The sequence below is a fragment of the Planctobacterium marinum genome (assembly GCF_036322805.1).
GTDB classification, from domain to species: domain Bacteria; phylum Pseudomonadota; class Gammaproteobacteria; order Enterobacterales; family Alteromonadaceae; genus Planctobacterium; species Planctobacterium marinum_A.
Genome location: NZ_AP027272.1, coordinates 4,491,662 through 4,516,883, shown reverse-complemented (window position 1 = coordinate 4,516,883; position 25,222 = coordinate 4,491,662). Strand labels below are relative to the sequence as shown.

Below are 25,222 nucleotides of genomic sequence, written 5' to 3'. Positions count from 1 at the left end.
ATTTTTATGTAATGGGCGATGGCCACAGAGGATTAAAATGGACAAAAATAACAAGTTATTCAGCCTGATTATCATGTTGGCTCTATTTGTTAATTTCGGATTATTTTGGAAAGCGGCCCCTGAGTCTCAATACTTATTGCTGGTGGCGGCAATCACTGTGGTGGCAGCGGCGCTGGCCCTTTGGAATATCAAATTGTTCGGTGATGCGACAGACAGTATCGCAAGTTATTGCCGCACCCGCCTGAGTAATTTTAGTCAATCGTTGCAAACCAATAATTATGGGGCATTCCTGGCGCCATCTGCCCAATCTGGGGAGCTGGCATTAATGGACGCGCAGTTTGAAACGATTGTCGATGAACTGGTGGATCAGAAAAAGCGCGCTGACAAGGAATTGGATAGTTGTCTGCAACAGCAACAACTTTTCAGCCAGGCTCTCTCTACCAGCAGCAATAACCTGATGCTGTTAGATGCAAATCGTTGTATCGCTGGTGTGTCTGTTGGAATGCAGCAGTTATTAGCCGGATTGACACAAGTCAGTCCAGGCGAAAACCCGGTGGGAAAAAATATTAGTCTTGTCTGTTCTGACGTCCAGCTTGCACAAAGCTTAACAAACATCACTGCTACCACTCAGATTACATTAAATTTAGGTGAGCAACTGTTCGATGTTCAGTTAACACCGCTATCCGGCGCAAGTCAGCAAAACACCGGTGTGTTATTGCAATGGCAGGATGTTACCAGCCGCGAAAGCGAGTTACTTGAGCAATCCATGATATTGCGCAAAACGGCTGCTCTTGAAACTGTATCTACCAACATCATGTTAGCCGATGCTGATTACAATATTGTATTTATGAATCACACCTTGCGGGATATGTTGGCTCAAAATCAGCAGAAGTTTCGCGAAACCTTTGCCCATTTTGATGTTAACTCTTTGGTGGGCAGCAATATTGATATTTTCCATAAAAACCCTGCTCATCAGCGAGGTCTGCTGGATAATCTAAAAGCGGAATACAAGTCTGAGATTGCCGTGCAGGATCTAACCTTCAGCTTAGTAGTTAACCCTATTTTCTCAGACTCCGGAGAACGCCTCGGCACCTCCGTGGAGTGGGCTGACTTAACGCTTGAGAAACTGCAGCAAGAGCAAGAAGCGATAAATGCGCGAATGAAAGTAGCGCTGGATAATGTCAGTACTAATGTTATGTTGGCAGACAACGAGCGCAATATCATTTATCTCAACGACAGCTTGCGGGAAATGATGGCGCAGAATGTCGACACTTTCCGTTTGCTAGATGCTCAGTTTGACCCTGATAAGCTCGTGGGGCGCAACATTGATGTTTTCCACAAAAATCCGGCTCACCAGCAAAAACTATTGGCGGAATTGAGCACAACGTATCGCTCCGAAATTAAATTAGGAGAGCTTGAATTTGAGTTAACGGTTAACCCAGTAATGGATAGTGAGGGGCAACGTTTGGGCACCACCCTTGAGTGGTTAGATATTACTGAGCGCAAACGTCAAACCCTGATAGCCGCTGCAAATGCCCGCATAAAGGTTGCGTTGGATAGCGTAACAACGAATGTGATGGTGGCCGATGAAAACTACGATATTGTTTACACCAATGACAGCGTGCGGGAAATGTTACACATTGCCGAAGCTGATTTGCGCAAAGAGTTACCGCAATTTGACGCTGAGAATATCATTGGTAAAAACATCGATATTTTCCACAAGAATCCGGCTCATCAACGCCAGATGTTGGAGCGCTTAAGCGAGTCGTATCGCACGAGGATCACCGTTGGTCCGCGTCATTTTAATCTGATCGCCACCCCTGTTATGTCCGATGAGAACAAGCGTATTGGTACTGTTGTGGAATGGGCAGACGTGACTCAGCAAGTGATTGTAGAAGCAGAGGTGCAAAAGCTGGTTGAAGATGTCAACAAGGGCAACTTGGGAGCGTTGATTTCTACCGAGGGTAAACAGGGCTTTTTCCTGAATATATCCAAAGGGCTGAACGAACTTTCTCAAACAGTGAATCACTTTGTGCGGGATATCAGTGTCTGCCTGCATAAGCTGTCTGAAGGGGACTTGAAGTTACGCTTTGATAATGACTACAGCGGCATGTTTGGCGATGTCGCGAATTCGCTTAATACCACCGTCGACAAACTCAACGAAGTGTTGACCAAAATACAACTTTCCTCTGGTGAAATTAAATCTGCCAATACTGAGATTTCCCAAGGCAATTATGAATTATCCTCTCGTACTGAGCGCCAGGCTTCGTCTTTGGAAGAAACGGCCGCCAGTCTTGAACAACTCACCTCCAATATACGCAGTACGGCAGACAATGCTCGGGTAGCGAATACCGCAGCAACCGGAGCCAAAAACGAAGCCACTAACGGTGAGCAGATTATGACTGAGGCTATGGAGTCCATGGCGGCTATTACTGAAAGCTCTAATCGCATTGTGGAAATCATCAGTGTTATTGATGAGATTGCATTCCAAACTAACCTGTTGGCACTTAATGCATCAGTGGAAGCAGCCAGAGCAGGCGAACAAGGGCGAGGTTTTGCTGTGGTAGCCAATGAAGTCCGAAATCTGGCGCAACGTTCGGCAGTGTCAGCAAAAGAAATCAAAGAATTGATTGATGTCAGCTCGGAACGTGTCCAGGTGGGGAGTGAGCTGGTAAATCGCTGTGGCAAATCCCTCGCGGATATTCTGTCGCATGCTAATGAACTGTCTACCATAATCAGCGACATCGCTAATGCCACAAATGAACAGGCAACTGGGGTTGGTGAAATAAACCAAGCAGTAGCGCAGCTGGATGATATCACGCAGCAGAATGCAGCTTTGTCTGAAGAAGTAACATCAGCGGCACAAGCCTCTTTGGCACAAGTGGATGGTATGGTGGAGCAAGTGGCTTTCTTCGATGTTGAAGGTGTCGATTTGAAAGCTCTGGCGGCTCGAACAGAAAATAAATCACCTACTACATCCCAAGCTCACAGAAACGAGGCCGCTGCGAAAGTGCCAGTTAGAGCGGGGCTCAGCACAACTGCAAAATTAGCCTCCAGCAGGACTAGTATTAGCAATTCTGATAAGCCACGAGTAACGGCGAAACAGCCCACCTCGATTGGCAGTAAAGTGCCGGTAAAATCCGAGCCGGGCAAAAGTGTTACTGCTAAAGCAGATGACAGCGATGAATGGGAAGAATTCTAACGATGGAAGCACAGCAATGAATATAGATGAAGTGCAGCTACTGAGTTTTACATTGGGTGACAACATCTATGGTATCGATATAACCCGGGTACAAGAGATAAGGGCCTTAGGCGAAATTCGTGAGCTGCCCAATACCCCAAGTTATTGCATGGGGGTGATTGATTTTCGCAATAGCATGGTACCTATACTGGATATGCGGGATATCTTCGGTTATACCGCCAAGCCTATGGATAAACAAACGGTGATGGTGGTGGTTTCTGTCGGCGAGCCGGGCAAAGACATGTTGGTGGGAATTATTGTTGATTCTGTTTCCGATGTGATTGCTGTGGAACCTTCCGAAATAAGGAAGTCCCCAAAACTGGGTCACAACGTTGATACTGAGTTTATGAAGGGGATGTTTAAGTATCAGGGGAAGATTGTGGTGCTACTGTCGCTGGAATGCATCTTTGAAACTGACAAGTTTGATGACTTGAAAACCTTGGTGGAACAACAGGCTGAAATGGCTTAATGCAAGCAATGCGAGTGATAGCCTGTGTCAATCAAAAAGGCGGTGTGGGTAAAACCACCATTTGTGCCAACTTAGCCTACGCTTTGAGTCAGCGTGGGCAGCGAGTCTTGGCCATCGATTTAGATCCACAAGCGCAGTTAGGCCAATACTTCGGTTTGTTCCAGAACAAGCGTGCTGGCATTGATAGGGTTTTGGCGGGTAAGAGCGAACTCAATGACGTTATTCAAACGCTGTCGTCTTCGCTTTGTTTTATTGCCGCGGGACCCGCTTTACAGAGACTGGAATCCACCCCTATGGGTAAAGGCCGAGGACTAATCTTAAAAAAGGCGCTTAAACGAGCCCCGCCAGAGGTAGATATTATTTTACTGGATTGCCCACCATCATCTGGTTTTTTGGTGGTCAATGCACTGGCCATGGCCACTGAATTGTTGACCCCGGTAACCCCTGATTTTTTTGGTTTGTCGGGGATGTCCACCATGATGGCTACTATGCGCAATTTTGAACGAATGATTGGCAAATATCAGAGACATTGGGTGGTGGTGAGCCGAATGCAAAAAGAGCGACGCTTAACCACTGATGCCATTGACAAACTTAAGCGTTATTTCAGTAACAATCTGGTACCTGTTTATATCGAAGAAAGCAATGCTGTGGCCACAAGCCCAAGTTATGGACAGCCAGTCCAGGCCTGGTCTCCACAGAGTAAAGCCAGTAATGAGTTTGCTCAACTGGCGGATACCATTCTGGAGGTGTGAAAAACATGTCAAATAACGATGATGATTTGGATTTAGAATCGGGCCTTGGCCATGATCCACTGGAGTGGTTACAGGATGATGAGGATGCTAATGCCACTGTGCCAACGGATGTCTCCGAGTCTAAGACCGCCCCTGCTCCCGAACCTGAAACGACAGCGGCAGCAGCAGAACAGAGCGAACCAAGTTCGCCACCTGAAACTGACAATGTATTGCCTGAGCCCGTTCCACTGCCCGACACTGATAACACCTCTGAGCCGGAAGCGCCTGCTGCGGCTGCAGAGCAAAGCCAGCAGAGTTTTCGTTATGAAAATCACAAAGCCTATTTAACGGTACCTGAAAAACTGGCCATACAAGTTATTGAGCCTATGCACAGTGAATGGAAAACCCTGTTATATGATTTACCGCAATCTATCGAGATTGATGCCGGTAATACCAAAGAAGTGGATACCGCAGGCTTGCAATTATTCTATTCGATTGTGCAGCAGTTAGCTTTCAAAGGCTCTGATGTAGTCATTGTAGCAATGCATCCGGCTTTGCAGCGTCAAATTACCTTGTTTGGCTTGAGTGATTTTTTTGCTCAATACCAACATGCAGCATGATGGTGAAGTGTGACTAGCAATAAAGAGTTTGGCTACAATCGAGAAGTATTCAATCGCCTCAGAGGGTTAGCGAATGCCTGGTCGGGCATTACCGTTACCGATGAAAAGTTTGAAATGTATTACGCCCGCCTCACCAAGCGCCTGCGTTTTCACAAGCTGGCTGATTTCAAAGATTACCTTCATATGGTGGAAAACGACGCCCATGAATTTAAAGAATTCATTAACTGTATTACCACCAATGTCACCTCTTTTGGACGGGAACAGCATCATTTTGATTACCTGAAAGCGTTTCTGACGCAATCTCACCATAAAGAATTCAATATTTGGTCTGCTGGCTGCTCATCTGGCGAGGAGCCATATAGCATCATTCTCAACCTGATGCCGGTATGTGAAAAAAAGGGGATTAAGTTAACGATAACCGCCACTGATTTGGACACCGATGTGCTGCAAAAAGGTGCCAATGGAGTCTATCCGTTACAGGCGATAGAAAAATATGACCTTGCGGTAAAAAAACAATTCTTTGAAAAGGGTAAAGGCACCAATAACAATAAATGTCGGGTAAAAGAAAAGTATCGGAAATTAGTTACATTTCAACAGCTTAACCTGATGGATGAATGGCAGTTAAGCCAAAAGTATGATGTTATTTTTTGTCGCAATGTGTTGATCTACTTCGACGCTCCTAAAAAGCAACGTTTGGCCCGAAAATACTGGGATCACCTGGTTCCCGAAGGTCACTTGTTTTTGGGACACTCGGAAACACTGCACAAGATCAGTGATGACTTTGACAGTGTAGGTAAGACCATTTATCGGAAACGAGGTTAGCAGCCATGACATTGCGTCATCTCCCGGATATCCAACCCTGTATGAGGGGGTTCGAAACTATCAACCGTTATGTTGATAAGTCTTTGGGAACGGTTGCAGCAAAAATCTTGCCGGGGGAATACTATGTCACTCGCAATGAAGAGATGATTACTACGGTATTGGGCTCTTGCATCTCGGTGTGCATTTACGAGCCAAAAATCGGCTTAGGCGGCATGAACCATTTTATGTTGCCCACTTCTAACAGTGCTTCCGATGTTGAAGACCTGATGAGCGAATCCTTCCGTTATGGCGATGTCGCCATGGAGCGAATGATCAACGATTTACTGCGTAACGGTGCCGACAAATCACAAATTGTTTTTAAGGCGTTTGGCGGTGGTCAGATTATCAAACAAATGACCTCGGTAGGTGACCGTAACATCAAATTTTTACACAAGTTTATGGTAATGGAAGGCTATAAACTGGCTGCTTCAGACTTAGGTGGGCCGCACCCGAGAAAAGTTAACTTTTACCCCAAAACCGGCAAGGTACTCGTTAAGAAACTGCAGCATATGCATAACGACACTATTGCCATCCGTGAAACTCAGTACAAAAGCCGTATCGACAAGCCGCAAATTGAAGTGGGCGATATCGATTTATTTGATTGAGAATAGAAGCCTATGGATAAGATCAAAGTACTCATTGTTGATGACTCTAAATTAATTAGAGACATTCTAACCAGTTTGCTTTCCAGCGATGCCCGAATACAGGTAGTGGGTACGGCTGAAGATCCTTATGATGCCAGACAAAAGATCAAGGATCTAAATCCAGATGTACTGACGCTGGATGTGGAAATGCCCAAGATGAACGGCGTAGCATTCTTGAAAAATTTGATGCGCTTGCGGCCCATGCCTGTGGTGATGATTTCAACACTAACTTCCGAAGGGTCGCAAATTACCATGCAGGCGTTAGAGCTTGGAGCGATAGATTTCGTGGCCAAGCCCAATGATTTGTCCCGCATTATGGGAGAATACAGCCAAGAGATTATCTCTAAAGTGATCACAGCCGCTGGGGTGTCGCAACAGAAACTCACAGCCATCCAGCAAAAACTCACCCAACCTGAAGCTCCCGAACCTGTTAAGCCACTCAGTACACAAGCCGCGATATCTGCTGACAGCAATGCTAAACCGGCGAAAAAGATCATTGCTATTGGTGGCTCCACGGGCAGTTTGGAAGCGCTGAGGGAGTTGCTGGTGGCAGTCAACTTCACGGGTAAAGAAGCCATAGTAGTTGCCTTGCACTTGCCCGGTCGATTTACTGAGTCTTATGCTAAGCGCCTCGATGGACAACTGCCCTGCGTAGTGAAAGAAGCTCAGCATGGTGAGCCGATTCGCGAGGGGCATATTTATATTGCGCCGGGCGGTCAGCACCTTGAAGTGCGCAAGCGAGCCTTTGGTTTTGAAAATGTGATCACCGACGAAGCACCCGTTAATTTGCATCGCCCCAGTGTCGAGGTACTGTTTGATTCAGTGGCTAAACATGGAGAAGGCAATGCCATTGCTATGATTCTCACCGGGATGGGTAAAGATGGAAGCGAAGCGCTTGCCCGGGTGCGCAGCGCTGGTATGCGTACCTTTGCCCAAAATGAGGCATCGAGCGTGGTTTGGGGCATGCCTGGGGCTGCTGTGAATGAATTTAATGCAGTTGCGCCAGCAGATGTGTTGGATTTACAAGGGTTGGCCAGTGCGGTGTCGAAATTTGGCCGTTAGCTCTGATAAATACATTAGATTACAGAATTAATTCTCACAGTGCAGGGTGGCAAAACTCACCTATACTGAAGTTAAAATTTGGCAAAGAGTCTCCCAATGACAGGCTTTCATTGCATGTTATTGGTGACTTTACATAACAAGGTGTTCAGGAGAATGGGCACCGCGCAGAGAGACATTCTATGAGCATATTTAGGCGTTTATTGGGTGGAGATACGCAGGTTGCAGAGCCTGAACAGGACAATAATGAATTCCAGATTTTCTCCGAGACCATTCGACAAGCCATAGATGCCATTGTGATTATCGACGAGCACAATAACATTCAATTTGTCAATGCTGCCGCCGAAAAGCTCTGGGGTTACAGCGATTTTGAAATGTTGGGCCAGAACGTCAAAATGCTGGTTCCTGCGGCAATCCAGACACAACACGATAGCTTTATCGAAGCCAATCGCACCACCGGACAAAACAAGATTGTAGGCACCAGTCGCGAAGTCGAGGTACACCGCAAAGACGGCAGTATTCGCTGGGGGTCGTTGGCACTCAATAAAATAGAAGTTGCAGGAAAAATTTTCTATTCCGCGTCAGTACGAGACATTACCGATGAAAGGGATGTGCGGGAAACCGTTGACCAAACCCTGGAACAAGCGCTGGATGCCGTCGTTACCATCGACGAAAACAACATAGTGCAGTTTTTTAATGCCGCTGCAGAACAGCTCTGGGGTTACAAACGGGACGAGGTGCTGGGCAAAAACGTTAAAATGCTGGTGCCTAAAATTCATCAGGCTAATCATGATAATTACGTCAATGCTAATCGCACTACTGGTCAGGACAAAATCGTAGGCACTGCCCGTGAAGTGCAGGTGGAGCGCAAAGATGGCTCTACTCTGTGGGCGCAACTTTCCCTGTCAAAAATTAACCTCTCCGGACGTATCCGCTACACTGCGTTTGTTAAAGACATCACTGAAGAAAAAGAACAGCGCACCATTATCGACCAGACCCTGGAGCAAGCGCTGGATGCGGTGATCACCATTGATGAACACAACATAGTGCAGTTTTTTAATGCCGCTGCAGAAAAGCTCTGGGGCTACAAACGCGAACAGGTGCTAGGCCAAAACGTGAAGATGTTAGTGCCTAAATTGATTCAGGCGGATCACGATGAATATGTGAACGCCAACAGGCGCACAGGTGTCGATAAGATAGTGGGCCAGGCGCGAGACGTTAAAATTGAGCGTTCCGACGGCAGCGAAATCTGGGGCAACTTATCACTGTCTAAAATTGATTTGGGTGATCGCATCCTTTACACCGCTTTTGTCAAAGACATAACCGTAGAACGAGAATTACGCGAGATTGTGGATCAGTCGCTAGAGCAAGCCCTGGATGCTGTAGTGCGTATTGATGAAAACAACAATGTTCAATTTTACAACAAAGCAGCAGAAGAATTCTGGGGCTACAAACGAGAAGAGGTGCTGGGCAATAACGTTAAAATGCTGGTGCCCAGAGAAATACAGGCTAATCACGACAACTTAGTTAATGCCAACCGCACTACTGGCCAGGATAAGATAGTGGGTACCGCCAGAGAACTGTTGGTGGAGCGCAAAGACGGCAGCAAAATTTGGGGTTCATTGGCCTTATCTAAGATACGAGTCGGTGACAAGATTCTGTATACCGCGTTTGTGCGTAATATCGATGCTGAAGTCAAGCAGCGCCGCATGGTGGAGTTATTGTCTCTGGTGGCCAACGAAACCGATAACTCGGTGGTAATTACCGATCATGAAGGTAAGACTGAATACGTAAACCGTGGCTTTACCAAACTCACGGGCTTCACTGATGATGATATCTTGGGCAAAAAACCCGGTGAGGTACTTCAGGGGCCAGAGACGGATCCAGAAACCAAAAAACTGATCCACAATGCCCTGGCGGAAGAACGCCCCATTTATACGGAAATTCTCAACTATGCCAAAGATGGTACTAAATATTGGATTTCGCTGGCCATAAACCCGGTATTTGACTCTGCCGGAAAAGTTAAACAGTTTGTCTCGATCCAAGCCAACGTCACCGAAACCAAATTAAAAGCACTGGAGTTTACTTATAAGCTAGAGGCGATTTCCCGTGCTAACCTGGTGGCTGAGTTTGATACCGCTGGGTATCTGGAGGAGTGTAACGAGCTATTCAGCGAGGCCTTGGGTTTAGCAGGCAATACTCAGCAGTTGGATTGGAAAGGCCTGTTACACGGGGATTTTGTTAACAGTCAGCAGTACGCGAGTTTTGTAGACAATATGCAGCAAGGACACTTTGTCAGTGATGATTTCAAATTTGCCCACAGAGGCGGTCACGTTGCCTGGTTTAATGGTTCCTTCAATCCCATAAAAAATACATCAGGTGAAATCACCAAAATCGTGTTCTTTGGTACTGATGTTACAGCGCGTAAAGACGGAATCGACAAACTTGCTTCTGGCTTGACTGAATTGGAAAAGGGCGATTTAACTGCTCGCGTCGAAGGTGATTTTGGTTCTGAGTTAAATCTAGTCAGGGATTCATTAAATGCTTCTATGCTGCATTTGCAAGAGACGGTTGGCAGCATATTGCAGTTGGCGGATCAGGTGGGGCACGGTACCAGAGAAATTGCCAGTGGTAATAATCAACTCAATGACCGCACCATTCAACAGGCCTCAAGCTTGGAAGAAACCGCGGCCAGTATGGAAGAGATGACGTCCACCATTCAGCAGAGTGCCCAAAATGCCGCTCAAGCTTCTTCTGCGGTGAACAAAACCAATGAACTGGCTAAGACAGGTCAGGATGTGGTGAAGAATACCGTCAGAGCCATGGAAGAAATTTCCGCAGCCAGCAAGAAGATTGCCGATATCACCAGCGCCATTGATGAGATTGCTTTCCAGACTAATTTGTTGGCGCTTAATGCCGCGGTAGAGGCCGCCAGAGCCGGTGAACACGGAAAAGGGTTTGCGGTAGTAGCATCGGAGGTGCGTAACCTGGCACAGCGTTCAGCAACCTCTGCCAAAGAGATTAATGGCTTGATAAACGATAGTATCAAAAAAGTGGAAGCTGGGGTTAAAACCGCTGGCGAATCTGGCGAAACCCTTGAGGAGATTGTCGCTGCAGTGGTGAATGTGGCTGATCAAGTGAGCGATATCATGGAAGCCGCCAAACAGCAGGAAATGGGTATCAGTCAGATCAACGCGGCTATCGTGCAGATGGAGAGCATGACTCAGGAAAATGCTGCACTGGTGGAAGAAGCGGCTTCGGCCAGCCAAATGATGCAGGACCAGGTAGAAAATATGCGCTCTGACCTGAGCTTCTTTAAGATTGGGGACGAATAAACTTAGTTGTTAGTTGATACTTACAAGCAACTAACGCCCCAATTGACCATTGCGATTCCACGCCCATTGATTGGGAGTTTGCGGTAGTTTTTGACGTACTGGAACAAGCTTTATGCCTTGCTCCTCAAGCGCATTGAGTGCCACTTGCAAATATTGCAGTGTCACTTTATGAGGGTGTGCGATGCCCACGGCGAAACCGTTTTTACGGGCTTTTCGAATTAGTCTGCGAAATTGATAATCGATGTGTTGGGTTTCTTGAATATGATCTAAAAATACATTGCGGCGCATGGTGGGCACACCATATTGATGGGCTATGTTCTCAGCTTTGCTATATCGGGTTGTACGGCTATCCAAAAAGAATAATTGCTGGTAATTCAGATACTCCATGGTTGCTTGCATGGGAGCTGTTAGCTGTGTCAGTTTGCTGCCCATATGATTGTTAAAACCGATAGCTTGAGGTACTGAACGCAATGCCTCCTGCAAGCGCTGCTTAATGATCACTTCTGACATATCAGAGGAGATACCGCCGGGTCCCATACTCAATCCGGACAGTGCTTCCATGGGCATATGCACCAGGACATCTCGCTGTTCTTGGGCTGCCACTTTGGCGAATTTGCTGGAATGAGGCGTGTGGGGCAAAATTGCAAATGCCACCTGGGTGGGCAGTTCAAAAGCCAGTTCATCACTGTGATTATTACCCATATCATCTATTATCAGCGCGATCTCTGCTGCCGAAGCACAGGATGCTGTGAACCATAGCATGCATGCCAATAAGGCGCAGCTGGGTTGCTTTTTTGTGGTCTTTTTTATTGAGAATGACGATCTTGACGGGGTGAGTGTTTTCCTGCCGTTTGGTTGAACGGCATCAGGTCGGTATCTAGTAAGATGAAACGCTATAACCTGAAGCCAGGAAATAGCGTTTAATAACTTAACATTGTAGCGCACGACTCGTTGAATCTTTTTGACGTTATTGTTATTAAAATTGACTATTCAAAATTCGGGTCGATTAAGTGAAAAGCGGTCATTTATTTTGTTATTTTTATTAAGGAAACCACTTTTGTTTGCCGATATAAAAAGCTTAATGTTTTTATTATCGCTTCGAACGACTCACCCATTATAAGAACTCGGGATCGATAGTCCACCAGAAAAAGCGAAAACTGACGGTTTTTTTTACAGACACGTTATATTCATCGGTATGGAAAAAAATACTTATATTCGACTTTTAAAAATTTTCGAATGCTAATAGTAATAGATGATAAGAGCTGGTTGCCAACATTGATGGGAATTGGTTTACAGGTCTAACCAATTACCGGGATTAATAGCGCCGCCTTTGTGACGTAGCTCAAAGTATAGTCCCGGGCTTTGTTGACCACCGCTCTGTCCTACCAAGGCAATGGTTTCACCCGCTTCAATAATGTCGCCAGCCTGTTTTAGCAAGGCTTGGGTATGACCGTATAAACTCATGTAACCTTCGCCATGATCAATTACCGTAACCAAGCCCATGCCTTTTAACCAATCTGCAAAAATCACTTTCCCTTGATGGATAGCACTTACGGGACGTCCAAGGGGGGCATTGAAAATAACCCCTTTCCAGCGTACCTGACCTTGTCGTCGTTTGCCAAACAAACGACGGTATTGCCCATTGACTGGTTTTATAAGCTTGCCCTTTGCATTTCTCAGCCCACTTAATTTGATATCTTGCCGTGCAGCTTCTCTTGCTAAAGCTTCAGCTATGGCATTGGTAAGTTGCTGCTCATTGATTTGAAGCTGCTCAATTTGCGCAGCTTCACTATCAATATTTTGCTGGATTGCCGCCAGTGTCGTCTCACGACTTTTTTGTTGCTGTTGCAGGGCTTCCTGTTGTGCTTTTTGCTTAGCCCGCAAACTAACGATTTGTGTTTTTTTCTCTTCAAGCGCGCTGGCGGTTTCTTGTAATTGCTCCAACAGTCGCGAAAAGCTATCTATTTGTTCTTTGCGGGCTTCATTCAGGTATTGGTAATACACCAACATACGTTCAAATTTACCGACACTTTCTTGGTTAAGAAGTAGTTTGGTGTAATCGTGATCCCCCGCCAGATAAGCACTTTTTATCTGATTGGCCAACAGTTTTAATTGGGTCTGCTTTTGAGCCGTGAGTTGTTTGTGTTTGTCTTGTAGTCGTTTTTGCTCATCTTGAACCAGTTTCAACTCCTGGCTGCTAATGATGCTTTGTTTTGTGAGTTTGGCGATTTCCAGTTCGGCATCGCGTAGCTGTGCTTGCAGACTTTCTGCAGTGCGTACCTTGGCATTGAGATCAGTTTGACGATTTTTTATCTCATCCTGAATGGATTTGAGATCTTCCTCTGTTTGGGCATGACCCGGAATTGCAATTAATAAGCACAACAGCCAGACCAAAGACAGTGGTTTAAGCAGAAGAATTCTTTGTTCCCTTTTGGTTTTTATCATTGATTGCGGAACACCTCTGGCGTCTGAACGTAAAATCTATATACTTTGCAGTCGTTTTATTATCACTGCTTTACTTTAAGGTTTTAGTCAGATTATGCAGCAGTTCGTTGAGTTTATCGGTAATCATCCAATCTTGGCAACAATTTGGGTGGTTTTGTTCCTTTGGTTGATATACAGCACAATTAATAGCAAGCTCTCTCCCATCAAAGAGTTAGGCACTCACGCCGTTACACTTTTGATGAACCGTTCAGATGCTATCATTTTAGATATCCGTCAACAGGCAGATTTTAAAAAGGGGCATATTCTGGGGGCTAAAACACTGACCCAAGAGCAGATCAATAAAGCTGATTTCAAATCGCTTGAAAAATATAAATCCACACCCATTGTAGTTGTATGCGCAATGGGGGTGAGTGCGCGTCGCACGGCCTCACAATTGCTGAAAGACGGTTTTTCACAAGTGTCAGTATTAAAAGGTGGCATGAATACCTGGAATGCCGAAGGTTTACCGGTTAAGAAATAAGTGTTTCATGGCTAAAGTTGAAATTTACACCAAGGCGTATTGCCCATATTGTTCGCGTGCGAAAGCTTTGCTTGAACACAAGGCGGTTGAGTTTACTGAATATAAAATTGATGCTCAACCAGAACTACGGGAACCTATGATTGCACGCGCTAATGGCGGTTACACTGTGCCTCAGATATTTATTGATGATCAGCATATCGGTGGCTGTGACGACATGATGGCTCTGGAACACCAGGGCAAATTAGATCCACTTCTATCAAATTAATTTAATAAGGCTAGCTACAATGGCAGACGAAATTCAAACTGGCGCGCAAGAAGACGCACCACAAGCAAAAACAGCGCAATTCCAAATTCAGCGTATTTATTGCAAAGATATTTCTTTTGAGACACCAAACTCACCGGCAATTTTCACTAAAGAGTGGAAGCCAGAGATGAAAGTGGATATGGACACCAAGTCCAAAAAGCTTGAAGACAACAACTATGAAGTTGTGTTGACTGTAACACTACAAGCAAAAATCGAAGATCAGACCGCTTTCCTGGTAGAGGTACAGCAAGCGGGTGTGTTCTTGATTGGTGAGGATATGCCTGAGCCACAGAAAGCTCACATGATTGGTGCTTTCTGTCCGAATACGTTGTTCCCTTATGCGCGTGAAACTGTGGCAAGCTTGATCAACAAAGGCACCTTTCCGGTGTTTAACTTGCAGCCAGTAAACTTTGATGCGATTTTCGCGCAATACATGCAGAAACGCGCTCAGCAGGCCCAAGCTGAAGCTGAGCAAGCTGCGTCTGAAGCGCCTCTTCAGTAAGCGCAAAAGCACCAATATGGATGCGCAATCCATCACGGTTCTTGGAGCAGGGTCATATGGCACTGCTCTGGCCTTTTGCTTAAGTCGCAAGCAGGTACCCGTCTGGTTCTGGGGGCGTAATGCTCAGCAGATGCAACAGATGGCCAGCGAACGCAGCAATCAAGTCTATCTTCCCGATTTCACCTTTCCTGATGCCCTCCATGTGGAGCCGGAACTGTCTAAAGCTGTGGCAAAAAGTCGCGATATTTTAGTCGTTGTGCCCAGTCACGCTTTCGCAGCAATGCTGCAACAACTCAAGCCACTATTGACAGAAGAGCACCGTATTGTCTGGGCTACCAAAGGGCTTGAGCCTGAAACAGGACGTTTGTTGCAGGATGTGGCCAGAGAGATTTTGGGACAGCAGATCCCCATTGCCGTGCTATCAGGGCCAACCTTTGCTAAAGAAATGGCCAAAGGCCTACCCACAGCTATTACCCTGGCATCAGAAGATGCGGACTTTATGGATGATTTTGCCAATAAATTACATTGTGATAAGTCATTTCGGGTATATAAAAGCAGTGACTTTGTGGGCGTGCAATTGGGCGGGGCAGTTAAAAATGTGATTGCCATTGGCGCTGGACTCTCCGACGGGATGGGCTTTGGTGCGAATGCACGTACGGCGTTAATCACCAGAGGTTTAGCGGAGCTGAGTCGACTGGGAGCGAAACTCGGAGCTAACCCGCAGACCTTTATGGGGATGGCAGGTTTAGGTGACCTGGTGTTGACCTGTACAGACAATCAATCCCGCAACCGTCGTTTTGGTCTCGCTCTGGGTGAAGGCAAAAGTGTTGAGCAAGCCATGGCTGACATCGGTCAGGTGGTGGAAGGCTACCGCAATACTAAAGAAGTGTATGTGCTTGCTGAACGCCTCGGTGTAGAAGTGCCCATTACAGAGCAAATACACGCTATTTTGTATCAGGGCAAGACGGTGCAGGAAGCGGCAGCTGCCTTGCTAGGTCGCGAAATCAAGTTTGAGTGATAACCTGCTTTAAGTGGCGTTAGCAAAATCCAGTTGGCGCCAACTTTCATAAACGAAAACAGACACCGCATTCGATAAGTTCATACTGCGACTGCCTTCTACCATCGGAATACGCAAGCGTTGCTCTTCTGGCATGGAGAAGATAAGATCCTCCGGTAAGCCGCGAGTTTCAGGACCAAATAACAAACAATCTCCGGCCTGATATTTTACTTCGGTAAAAAAGCGTGTGCCTTTGGTGGTGCAGGCAAACACTTTGTTAGGTTTGCGCTGTTCGATGTAACTTTCTAAATTGGGGTAGCGTTTTACATTGGTGAACTCGTGGTAATCAAGGCCCGCTCGACGCACTTTCTTTTCATCTAAATCAAAGCCTAGTGGCTCTATCAAATGCAGGGAAAATCCGGTGTTGGCGCACAGGCGCACGATATTCCCGGTATTGGGGGGGATTTCAGGCTGATATAGCACAATGTCTAACATGTAAAACTTTATTCCTCGAAAAACTGCAGTATATGAGTCATCGCCGGGTTGCGATATTGGTCTTGCTCCATCAATAGTTCGTGTTTCGCGTCGGGAATATTGATGAGCTGACAATCTGGCATGCTGTTGCACACAACATCCTGTGCCTCATTGGCAACAATGGTATCGCCACCGGATTGCAATAACAGAGCGGGTATTTTAATTTTTTCGGCTTGCTCTGCAACTTTATTCATTGCCCACATCGATGCCTTTAACCAACCGCCGGTAATACCGCCTAGCGCGATGCCTAATTCCTCAAAAACCACTTCGCTTTGCTGGTAGCGCACTTCGCTATGAGTCACGCCATTACCCGCAAAGGGCTCGGTTTGTTTGTCGCCCTGACCCGGAAAATACCACGGCTCGCTGCCAAATACATTGTTGAAAAAGTTTTGAGTTCCCAAGATCCCTTTTGCCAACCACTGTGGAATGGGCGCGTTTATGCCAAACATGGGCGAGGAAAAAACCACTTTCTGAAAGGTGTCTGGGTGACTTATCAGGTAGAGGGCTCCCACGGCACAGCCCATAGAATGACATAGCAAATTGGGCTTGCTCTGGCTGTTTGGAAGTACCGTTTGTGTGATGAATTGCTGCAAATCGGCCACAAAAAAGCTGTAGTCTTCCACGTGACCTTTGTCCGGGTTTTCGGTCATTCTGCCGGATTGCCCCTGACCGCGGTGATCCAGGGTGAAAACCGAATTGCCATTTTGGTACAGGTCATAAATCACTTCTTTGTATTTGACGCTGCCTTCGGTGCGCCCCGAAGAGAGCACGATACTGCCTTTACTCTGTGGGTGTACAATCCAGGCAGTGTGTATCTTTACCCCCTGTTCACCGGAAAATTGGCCCTTTTGAACCTGGTTGTCCCAGAAGGGGTTGATCAGGGTTTGGTATTTTTCAGGTAGTTCATTTTCCTGGGTGAGTACTATCTCTTGCGACTGAGCGGTGCTGGACATAAACATCATCATCAAAGTTACAACAAAACCGAATAAACGAGGCTTTTCGAAATTAGAGAGGAAGTTTGATTGCAACGCTCAGTCCGCCTTTGTCATTGTTTTTAGCCGTTATACTGCCATTATGCGCATTTATAGCCTGTGTGGCTATGGCTAAACCCAGTCCCGTACCACCCGTTTCTCGATTCCTGGCGACGGATACGCGATAAAAGGGCGTAAATAACTTATTAAGCTCTTGCTCGGGGACGCCACAGCCATCATCACTCACCAGAATCACCAGATGCTCCTCTTGTACTTTTGCCGTTAGCTGTATGGTGTGCTCTGCGTATTTAATGGCGTTGCGTATAATGTTTTCCACGGCACTGTTTAACAGGGATACATCAGCCATTAGCTCAATATTCTCAGGTAGGCTGCTAATAAGTTGTTTTTGGTGGCTCTGTGCTTCGTAACAGGCGTCTTTTAATACCCCCTCAATGCAAGCCGGAAATTGTTGTTTGTGTTTACTGATATCTAACGAGCGGCTCTCCAATCTGGATAACTGCAACACATTGCCAATCATGGTGTCTATTTGTTGCGCTTCTTTTTCTATACGCTCCAGAAGTTGCACCTGCATAGGATTGAGTTCCGTGTGTTCCGGTGATTGCTGGGTTTCCATGTGCTGTTGTGCGATACCGATAGCCAGTTGTAATCTTGCCAAAGGGGAGCGCAGTTCATGGGAAATGTCAGCCAGTAAACGTTTTTGATTTTCTAATAATTCGTCTAGCTTTACTGACATCGTTTGGAAATCCTGACTTAACTCGCCAATTTCATCGTGGCGATTGCTACTGTGTAATGTTCCTGCCCGCAGATTGCCTTTGGCCATTTCCTGGGTGACATCGCGCAATTGTTTGATGGGGCGACTAAATGACCAGGCGATGGCGAAACACAACAAGCCACTGATACTCAGAGCGAGTATTGCTAATACGTCTAAACTGCGTTGAACCATAGGAAAGTGGATGGTTCGGCCGTTAAAAATGGAATATTGATTGCCCGCAACTTCGACATTCACCGGTCCGAAAAACAGTCTGTCACCCGACATAAAACCATAAGCTGCATCGGCCAGGGCGAGGTTTTTAAAGCGTCGCTCAAAAGGTGGTGGCATGCGCAATGCGTCGCTGTAGATTCTGTCGTCTTCCACATCCAGCAGTACAATGTCGCTTTCAAATTGTCTGCCCAATAGATGCACCATGCGTTTAAGCTTGCGGGGGTTGTCCGATACACCGATAGCCATTTTGTTTTGAAATTGCTCTGCGATTTGCTGCAATTTTTGTTGTTCATCGGCGGGAATGGTTTGCAATTCGGGTCCTTTGACAATTTGTCTGACAGTAATTGCTGTGAAAATAATCAACAACAATGTGGTGAGCCAAAACCACAAAAACAAGCGGCCAAATATGCTGTTAAGTGGGTTGAGCTTTTTTAACAATCGATGTTTCAAGCGGCGCTCCCCAAAAAGATATAACCTGAGCCACGCACCGTTTTTATGCGTTCTTTATTGTTGATTTTGTTTAGTTTTTTACGAATGTTACTCACGTGCATATCAATGCTTCTGTCATAACTTGCCAGTGGCCGCCCCAATACTTTTTTACTGATATCCTGTTTACTCACCAGGTTTCCGCAGTTCATCATGAGCAGGTGTAAGATAGAAAATTCCGTTGAGGTGACTTCAATCGCCAGGTTGTCGCATAACACGGAGCGGGAAACGGGTTGCAGATTAACGTCCCCAATGGTGATGGGCTGATGGGTACTGTGACTGGGCACAAACTCCATCCGACGAATGATGGCCTTGATCCGCGCCGATAACTCTCTGTGATTAAAGGGTTTGGGCATGTAGTCATCCGCGCCCAATTCCAGGCCAAAAATGCGATCAAAATCATCGCCTTTGGCGGTCAGCATCATAATCGGCGTTAAATGACTGATGCGGATCTTTTTCAGTACTTCAAAGCCGTCCAGCTCTGGCAACATGACATCTAATAAAATTAAATCAAAATGCTCACCGCTGGTGGCCATTTTCACCCCGGTTAAGCCATCGTGAGCGCATTGAATTGCGTAGCCTTGCGGAGTTAAGTATTCGCTCAGAAGTTGCGTGAGCTCTTTGTCATCATCAATGATGAGTATGGATTTTGCCGACATGTTGGTTTTTACCCTTGTAACAAAACGTGTGTTTTTACACGATTAATAATTGCTATAACTTGTTCATATTAATGCTTCTTGGGACTCTGTGTAACAGGGATAGTTTCGCTCTTTACGCAACCTTTACACAGGCAATACGTTGCTTTAGCTGCGCTGTGCCATGATGTTGTTGTCGTTTAAAAAAGAGGGCAAAGCGATGAAAAAACAACTTTTAGTTATCTCCTTAATTGCTGCATCGGTAGTAACCGGTGGATTTGTTACTGCACATGAGCGCGACAAAGAACACAACCCGCGCAAACAAATGATGCAGATCTTCAAGCAGCTTGATTTAGAGCGCGAACAAAAACAAGCCATTCGCAGTGTTATGCACGATGCCAAAGATCAAATGCAGGTTTATCGCGAAGATATGAAAAAACTGCACCAGGAAATGATGGCGCTGGTGACCTCAGGTAATTCAAGTGAGGCGTCAGTGGCAACGGTATTGAGCCAATATGAAGAAACACTCGCCGCTATGACGCTGACTAAATCCAACAACAAGTATGCGGTATATCAGGTACTCACTGAACCACAACGAGAAAAAGCCAGAACCTTAATGGAAGAGCAGCGCCTGCGGATGGAAAGCCGAGATAGTGGTGAGCGCTTTGCCAGAATGGCGGAGAAACTGGAGTTAAGCGACAACCAGGTAGCACAAATTGAACCCTTGCTTGAGGAGGTTAAAGAAAGCCGTATGGCATTACGGGATCTAATGCATGGTTTTAAAGAAGCACAACGTCAGTGGTTTGAAGATGGCAGCTATAGCGAAGAAAAGGTCAATGAGCTGTTCGCCACTACCTTCCCTGAATTTCAGCAAAAACTCTATGCCGTGGTGGCCAGTCATCAACAGATTTATCTGCAATTGACAGAAGAGCAACAGCAACAGGTGCAATCCACAGCGGGAAAACGCTTTATGCCGCGCATGCTCTAATCTTTCCCCACATTAGCGCCCTTAACCGGGCGCTTCTTGGGTATCAAGTTAATCGCTTTTTAAATGCATTAATACCAGCTTTCTAACTCGTTCTATTATTTCGTGCTCATTACCCGAGAGTGTAATTGCAATATCCGGCTCAACACCCCCCGGACGAATGTCGCCATTGGGCCTGATAATAAGTGCTTTCGGGAAGCCAACTTTGATACCTGTATTTATTAAATTGAAATGCTCCATTGCACCGTAAGTTGTGGCAAAATCTGCCGTTGCTTCACCTACCAGTGTGGCCATGCCATAGTCTTTTAAAATCGCTGCAACATTGACAGCATTTGAATAGCTGTAGCGATTAATTAGCAAAAATACGGGCTTATTGAAGTGTTTGTCCGAGTGAGGCTGCTGATAAGGTAGCGGAAAAGAGACAATGTTGCCTAACTCATTTTGTTCATAGAATCTGGCTAAAAGATATGAGAAGTCGTTTGGGTCTGTATCGGGCTTGAGACGTTCGGCGTTTGAAGTGATGGCGTGCTCACTGATCTTGACTCGAAAGTCTGACGAAAATCGAAAGGGTTGCGTTGCAATCCAGGCGATGAGGTGATCACTAAAAGAGTTGGTACCACCCGGATTGTCGCGGACATCGATAATCAGCGCTGCAGCATCTTTTTCTATAAAGTGCGTCATCGCCTCATCGACGAAGCGAATAAATCCCCGGTTATCCCAGACATCCTCTGCGCCAGGCTCAATATTATAAAAAGGGCCGGGTTTTATCCATCCAATGTTACCTTCTAATAGTTTCCAGTCTCTGGGCTGTGTTTCAGGTACAGCGGATTTCGCGCTATAAAGTGTTTGCTGTTCACGTGTCAATGCCTTGGCAGTTGCTGATTCAACACCCTCTTGTGTTTTAATGGTTAGGTTAAATTGCGCTTGTTCACCTACCAATAACCACAGCAAAAATGGGAATCTGGCCTCTATCATTGTGGTAGCTAGTTGAGACGTATCCGCCGAGAGTAATGCAGAACTGCGGTCAATCCAGCTTTCAATGGGGAGGTTATCAATGGCTAAAATCTGCGTGCCCGTTTTGAGAGCTGTGTTTTCGCCAAGGTATTCATCCACCACAACAGAATCCTCATTAATCTTGATGAACAGCGGAAGCATAGTGCCACCTTGCTCACGATAGGTAAAAAAGTCATTTATGGGTAAATCAATAGATGCATGGGCAACTTTTCCCAAGGCGACAAATTTCTGAAACAACAGGCGTATTTCCCGTTCAGTCATAGGTTTTTTAATGCTTAACAAGGATTTTTGAAAATGCTTCTGATATTGTGACTCGGGCAAGTTGGCAAAGAGGTTGTTGTGGGACTTTTTAAGATCTGTGTAGAGCTGCTGGAAGTCTTGTTTAATATGTTCTGGCGAATAATATTTTAACTGACCGTGGGCCATTAAAAAGGGCGAAACTAAGCTAACCAGTAGTAAAAAGAAGATACGTTGGATAAAACCAAGCATGAAAGTTGGCATAATTGTTCCTTGAGTTATTTATTTCGTGCCCAATGTGCCGGAACAATGGCAGGTAGTCCTGACTAAACTCGGTTGTTTTTCTGATAAATTACCGATGGTACACTGAAAAACTCATCAAAAAATAGTGCTCTACTTATTGTGACTGCAAATTCGCTCCAACTTAATCAATGGCATATTCAACTGGATTCAGGTGAATTGACCCTGATCGGGAACGAGCTATATGAACAAGAAAACAGCGACCGACTTGAACCGAAGGCTCTTCAGCTTTTAATTGTCTTGGCACGACAACCCAATAAAGTCATGAGCAAAGATGAATTGTTTGCATTGCTTTGGCCTGGGCAGGTCGTAACAGATGACGCCTTGACTCGCTGTGTTTCAAAGCTGAGAAAAGCGCTACGGGATGATCCCAAGTCTGCTGAGATAATCGAAACCATTCCTCGTCGAGGTTATCGCTTAATTGCTGAGAATGTCATATGGTTGCCGAACAATGAGGGAACTGAACAATTAGCTCCGTTACGCAAGCGAGTCTCTAGAGCTGAGTTGATGTGGACAATGTTCGCTTTCAATCGTTTGATATTCGGCTGTGTGGTATTTTTGCTGATTTTCTTCTGGTTTTATCACTCGGATACCCAATTTCTAAAAAAGCAGCCAGAAACATCTTATTCCGATGTCCAACCATTATTGCGTCAGGCTGATGATTATTATTCGCAGATCCGTCGCCAAGATAATGAGATGGCAATTGAGCTATACCAACAAATCATGACATTGCGTCCTGATATCGGAGCTGGCCAGGCTGGACTTGCCAATGCGCTTGTTCAGCAAGTCTTACGTTGGCCAAATCCTGCCAATGAAGTAGCGATCAACACTCAAAATTTGCAGCAGGCCCTACAAGCGGGCCTCACTGAAAGCGAACAAGCGCAACAAAAGTTACATCGTGCGTTGGCGCTTGCTCAGAACGCTGTCACTCAAACACCGGACAGTGCCAGGGCCTACAAAGCTTTGGGTTTTGTCTACTCAGCTTTGCAGGAATTTGATTTGGCTTTGCAAAGTTATGAGAGGGCAATTGAACTTGATGAGAATGCTTGGGATGCATTGATTAATTATGGGGATGTTCTTGAAATCAAGGGTAATTTATCAGGAGCCATGGGTTACTACACAAGGGCATTTGAAGCAATGCAAAAGGTGCGGGTAGCTCAATCCGCCCGAGTGAATCCGTGGTTGGCAGATTTTGGGGCTCATATTGCGAGCAAATATTCATCCATGGGCAGGTTGCAAGAGGCGGAAATCTGGTACCGAAAAGTCCTCAATTTCGCGCCGTTTAACAGCAATGCCACCAAAGGCCTGGTGGAGATTCTAAAATCCGCAGGTGACGATATTGCTGCCCAAAGGCTTTGCCTTGAATACCTGCAACGCATCGGAAACGACATTTGTATCATCTGACCTTGTTTTACCAGATTCAATATTGACCGTGCTTCAGCAATACCTTGGCCCGGCGTAATTCATTATCAGAAAAATGTCGGCTGAGCAGTAGCATCTGCTCTTTCTCATTATTCAGCGCGTGATAGTCACTGGCGAGAGATTTTACTTTGTCGTTAAAGTTTGCCTGCTGTTGCCAGGTTTTGGCTAGCCTCTGGGCGGCTTCGGTTCCGAATTGACTTTCTACTTCCTGAAGCCGCACATAGTTATCACTGTGCTGCTTTTTAATGTCATCCAACTGTTGCATCTGCAGCGTGGGTTGAAATGCTTTTCGTTGCTGTTCCGGCAGATTTTCAAGATTTTCCCGAATGAGCTGCTGCTTTTGCTGTTTTGTCATCGTTGGTGCCAGGGCAATTTCCCGGCGGGTCAAGGCCTGTTCGTCGTGACGCTGCTCTTCTGCGAATAAACTTTCATATTCTGCGTCATTAAAAAATGCCCGACGCAAAGATTCCAGTGCCTGCAACTGGTTTTTCAGTGCAGTCAGGTCGGACTTAACAACCCCTTGCTCTGGCTCTAACTGCATTAATGCCAATTTATAATCCAGGTAGGTTTGCAATAGTTGCATGAAGTCCTGACATCCGGATGTTGTTAACTGCTGTTGCTGACAATACTGCTCGCCCACTTGCAGTATCACTCTGGGGTCGGTGCTGTTGGCGTTTAAGATCAGGCTTTCCAAAACATCTTTTATGCCTGTGTTCAGCACAAATTCTCCCGTTCTTTGATTTAGCGGCTTAATAGCTACTTCTGGCAGAGTCGTTTGGTCAGGCAGTTCAGCAGGGCTTGGTTTTGTCTCTGTCGATTGTGCTGCCCCCGTTGTTTCAGGCGCATGTGGACTGAGTAGTGCCAGGGCTAAAAGCCCTGACAGCAGCACAAAGCCGGGTAACCAGCGTGCCATTTTACAGCCCTAACTGCTTGAGCAAGTTAGCTTGCTGTACAAAGACACTGACCGGGTCCGTCTCGAATAAATGATGGATACCGAATGTCTGATTCACTTCATCCAGGTGATTCATTTTATAGTTGTCTTTTAACACATAGCCCAGGTGTGAACTACAGGAAGAGACTAAACCATCGTTACTTTCGTTGAAGGCAAGACCCGTCAACGCCAGCGCTGGATCTGCAATATCGAAGACATTGGTATAAGTTGAACCACCACTCCAGGAGAAGTAATACACGCCGTTGCTAGCCAGTACGTCGCCGTCATTGGCACAATAAGATGAAGGCATGCCCTCTGGGTAAGCTGCGTTGAACTCCAGCGTTTTTTCTGTTGTCAGTGCTTCCAACGCTGCGATAGTATCTGTGGGTAATTCACCCGGATTAGAGCCTGTAATTAATTCTAAAAAGTTGGTAAAGCCATCAAAGACGGTTTTAGCCACACCTTCTAAAGCAGAGTCAGGTTCGATCCCGGCACGCACAAGGTCAGCTACCGGGCTACCCCAGTTGACTCCCGCGACAGAACTGGCAGACGCCACTAACTCTGGTGCTACACTGGCAACATAACGTATGGTTGGACCACCATGGCTGTGACCGATAAGGTTGACCTTTTCGGCCCCACTTACCGCTAACACCTCCTGAACATACGCCAGTAATTGTTCACCCCGTACCTCGGTAGCATTAGCTGGAGAAACCGTAGCGACGTAGACTTGTGCACCGTTGCGATTCAGTGCCGAAGGGACTTTGTAGAAATAGTCCACCCATAACAGATCGTCAAAACCAAACAGACCATGCACCAGGACGATAGGGTATTTCGTTTGCGAATAGCTACCCGCATGGGCTGAGGTAGATAAATAAGACAAGTTGACTAACAGCAATACTGCCAGGAACAATTTTTTCATGTGTGTTCTCCAAAGGTTAAAAAACTTAACAGGTAAGATGTCATACCAGATGCTGTT

General features: G+C 46.0%; 23 protein-coding genes. 14 read left to right on the top strand and 9 right to left on the bottom strand.

The annotated features are described in order from the left end of the window. Positions 1-37: 37 nt before the first annotated feature. The 8 genes from AABA75_RS19780 (at position 38) to AABA75_RS19745 (ending at position 10,960) form a co-directional block, all read left to right on the top strand. Positions 38-3,202 (top strand): methyl-accepting chemotaxis protein, encoded by a 3,165-nt coding sequence (locus tag AABA75_RS19780; RefSeq protein ID WP_338294459.1) that lies wholly within the window; start codon positions 38-40, stop codon positions 3,200-3,202. A gap of 16 nt (positions 3,203-3,218) precedes the next feature. Further along, positions 3,219-3,710, top strand: coding sequence for a chemotaxis protein CheW (locus AABA75_RS19775; protein WP_338294458.1), 492 nt, complete (start codon positions 3,219-3,221; stop codon positions 3,708-3,710). Beyond that, a complete protein-coding gene (locus AABA75_RS19770) occupies positions 3,710-4,462 on the top strand; it encodes a ParA family protein (protein ID WP_338294457.1) in 753 nt (250 codons plus the stop codon). Before AABA75_RS19775 ends, AABA75_RS19770 begins: the two co-directional genes overlap by 1 nt. Before the next feature lie 5 nt (positions 4,463-4,467). Then, positions 4,468-5,061, top strand: a complete 594-nt coding sequence (locus AABA75_RS19765) for an STAS domain-containing protein (protein ID WP_338294456.1) — start codon at positions 4,468-4,470, stop codon at positions 5,059-5,061. A gap of 9 nt (positions 5,062-5,070) precedes the next feature. After that, positions 5,071-5,883, top strand: coding sequence for a CheR family methyltransferase (locus tag AABA75_RS19760; protein ID WP_338294455.1), 813 nt, complete (start codon positions 5,071-5,073; stop codon positions 5,881-5,883). 5 nt (positions 5,884-5,888) lie between these two features. Beyond that, positions 5,889-6,527 (top strand): chemoreceptor glutamine deamidase CheD, encoded by a 639-nt coding sequence (gene cheD, locus AABA75_RS19755; protein ID WP_338294454.1) that lies wholly within the window; start codon positions 5,889-5,891, stop codon positions 6,525-6,527. A gap of 12 nt (positions 6,528-6,539) precedes the next feature. Continuing rightward, positions 6,540-7,628 carry a protein-glutamate methylesterase/protein-glutamine glutaminase gene (locus tag AABA75_RS19750; RefSeq protein ID WP_338294453.1) on the top strand — a complete coding sequence of 363 codons (1,089 nt, stop codon included), beginning with the start codon at positions 6,540-6,542 and terminating at the stop codon, positions 7,626-7,628. 179 nt (positions 7,629-7,807) lie between these two features. Then, complete coding sequence (locus AABA75_RS19745) at positions 7,808-10,960, top strand: PAS domain S-box protein (RefSeq protein WP_338294452.1); 3,153 nt, start codon at positions 7,808-7,810, stop codon at positions 10,958-10,960. Positions 10,961-10,990: 30 nt separating this feature from the next. On the opposite strand, the gene AABA75_RS19740 is transcribed toward AABA75_RS19745, so the two are convergent. Together AABA75_RS19740 and AABA75_RS19735 are read right to left on the bottom strand one after the other, a co-directional pair. Then, a complete protein-coding gene (locus AABA75_RS19740) occupies positions 10,991-11,722 on the bottom strand; it encodes a divergent polysaccharide deacetylase family protein (protein WP_338294451.1) in 732 nt (243 codons plus the stop codon). 528 nt (positions 11,723-12,250) lie between these two features. Next, positions 12,251-13,405 (bottom strand): murein hydrolase activator EnvC family protein, encoded by a 1,155-nt coding sequence (locus tag AABA75_RS19735; protein WP_338294450.1) that lies wholly within the window; start codon positions 13,403-13,405, stop codon positions 12,251-12,253. A 94-nt stretch (positions 13,406-13,499) separates the two neighbouring features. Between AABA75_RS19735 and AABA75_RS19730 the strand changes: the two genes are divergently transcribed. Genes AABA75_RS19730 through gpsA form a run of 4 tightly spaced genes read left to right on the top strand, consistent with a single transcriptional unit; the run spans position 13,500 to position 15,749 of the window. Continuing rightward, entirely contained in the window at positions 13,500-13,925 is a 426-nt protein-coding gene (locus tag AABA75_RS19730) for a rhodanese-like domain-containing protein (protein WP_338294449.1), read from the top strand. A gap of 7 nt (positions 13,926-13,932) precedes the next feature. Then, the gene (gene grxC / locus AABA75_RS19725; RefSeq protein WP_338294448.1) at positions 13,933-14,190 is read left to right on the top strand and encodes a glutaredoxin 3; all 258 of its coding nucleotides are present in this window, start codon (positions 13,933-13,935) and stop codon (positions 14,188-14,190) included. Between the two features lie 19 nt (positions 14,191-14,209). Further along, positions 14,210-14,731: a protein-export chaperone SecB gene (gene secB / locus AABA75_RS19720; RefSeq protein ID WP_338294447.1), complete on the top strand. Its 522-nt coding sequence runs from the start codon at positions 14,210-14,212 to the stop codon at positions 14,729-14,731. Between the two features lie 16 nt (positions 14,732-14,747). Continuing rightward, positions 14,748-15,749 (top strand): NAD(P)H-dependent glycerol-3-phosphate dehydrogenase, encoded by a 1,002-nt coding sequence (gpsA, locus tag AABA75_RS19715; RefSeq protein WP_338294445.1) that lies wholly within the window; start codon positions 14,748-14,750, stop codon positions 15,747-15,749. A 9-nt stretch (positions 15,750-15,758) separates the two neighbouring features. Here the strand turns inward: gpsA and trmL are convergent, their stop codons facing one another. Genes trmL through AABA75_RS19695 form a run of 4 tightly spaced genes read right to left on the bottom strand, consistent with a single transcriptional unit; the run spans position 15,759 to position 19,381 of the window. Further along, the gene (trmL, locus tag AABA75_RS19710) at positions 15,759-16,223 is read right to left on the bottom strand and encodes a tRNA (uridine(34)/cytosine(34)/5-carboxymethylaminomethyluridine(34)-2'-O)-methyltransferase TrmL (RefSeq protein WP_338294444.1); all 465 of its coding nucleotides are present in this window, start codon (positions 16,221-16,223) and stop codon (positions 15,759-15,761) included. Positions 16,224-16,231: 8 nt separating this feature from the next. Continuing rightward, positions 16,232-17,215, bottom strand: a complete 984-nt coding sequence (locus tag AABA75_RS19705; RefSeq protein ID WP_338294443.1) for an alpha/beta fold hydrolase — start codon at positions 17,213-17,215, stop codon at positions 16,232-16,234. Between the two features lie 52 nt (positions 17,216-17,267). Then, the gene (locus AABA75_RS19700) at positions 17,268-18,686 is read right to left on the bottom strand and encodes an ATP-binding protein (RefSeq protein WP_338294442.1); all 1,419 of its coding nucleotides are present in this window, start codon (positions 18,684-18,686) and stop codon (positions 17,268-17,270) included. Then, the gene (locus AABA75_RS19695) at positions 18,683-19,381 is read right to left on the bottom strand and encodes a response regulator transcription factor (RefSeq protein ID WP_338294441.1); all 699 of its coding nucleotides are present in this window, start codon (positions 19,379-19,381) and stop codon (positions 18,683-18,685) included. The genes AABA75_RS19700 and AABA75_RS19695 overlap by 4 nt, the downstream gene beginning before the upstream one ends. A gap of 196 nt (positions 19,382-19,577) precedes the next feature. Between AABA75_RS19695 and AABA75_RS19690 the strand changes: the two genes are divergently transcribed. After that, positions 19,578-20,345, top strand: coding sequence for a Spy/CpxP family protein refolding chaperone (locus AABA75_RS19690; RefSeq protein ID WP_338294440.1), 768 nt, complete (start codon positions 19,578-19,580; stop codon positions 20,343-20,345). 48 nt (positions 20,346-20,393) lie between these two features. Here the strand turns inward: AABA75_RS19690 and AABA75_RS19685 are convergent, their stop codons facing one another. After that, positions 20,394-21,857, bottom strand: a complete 1,464-nt coding sequence (locus AABA75_RS19685) for a S41 family peptidase (RefSeq protein WP_338294439.1) — start codon at positions 21,855-21,857, stop codon at positions 20,394-20,396. 138 nt (positions 21,858-21,995) lie between these two features. On the opposite strand from AABA75_RS19685, the gene AABA75_RS19680 reads away from it, so the two are divergent. Next, complete coding sequence (locus tag AABA75_RS19680; RefSeq protein WP_338294438.1) at positions 21,996-23,297, top strand: winged helix-turn-helix domain-containing protein; 1,302 nt, start codon at positions 21,996-21,998, stop codon at positions 23,295-23,297. A gap of 16 nt (positions 23,298-23,313) precedes the next feature. Here AABA75_RS19680 and AABA75_RS19675 read toward each other — a convergent pair whose 3' ends face one another. Together AABA75_RS19675 and AABA75_RS19670 are read right to left on the bottom strand one after the other, a co-directional pair. Continuing rightward, complete coding sequence (locus tag AABA75_RS19675) at positions 23,314-24,228, bottom strand: lipase secretion chaperone (protein WP_338294437.1); 915 nt, start codon at positions 24,226-24,228, stop codon at positions 23,314-23,316. Between the two features lies 1 nt (position 24,229). Next, positions 24,230-25,165 carry a lipase family alpha/beta hydrolase gene (locus AABA75_RS19670; protein ID WP_338294436.1) on the bottom strand — a complete coding sequence of 312 codons (936 nt, stop codon included), beginning with the start codon at positions 25,163-25,165 and terminating at the stop codon, positions 24,230-24,232. Positions 25,166-25,222 lie beyond the last annotated feature (57 nt).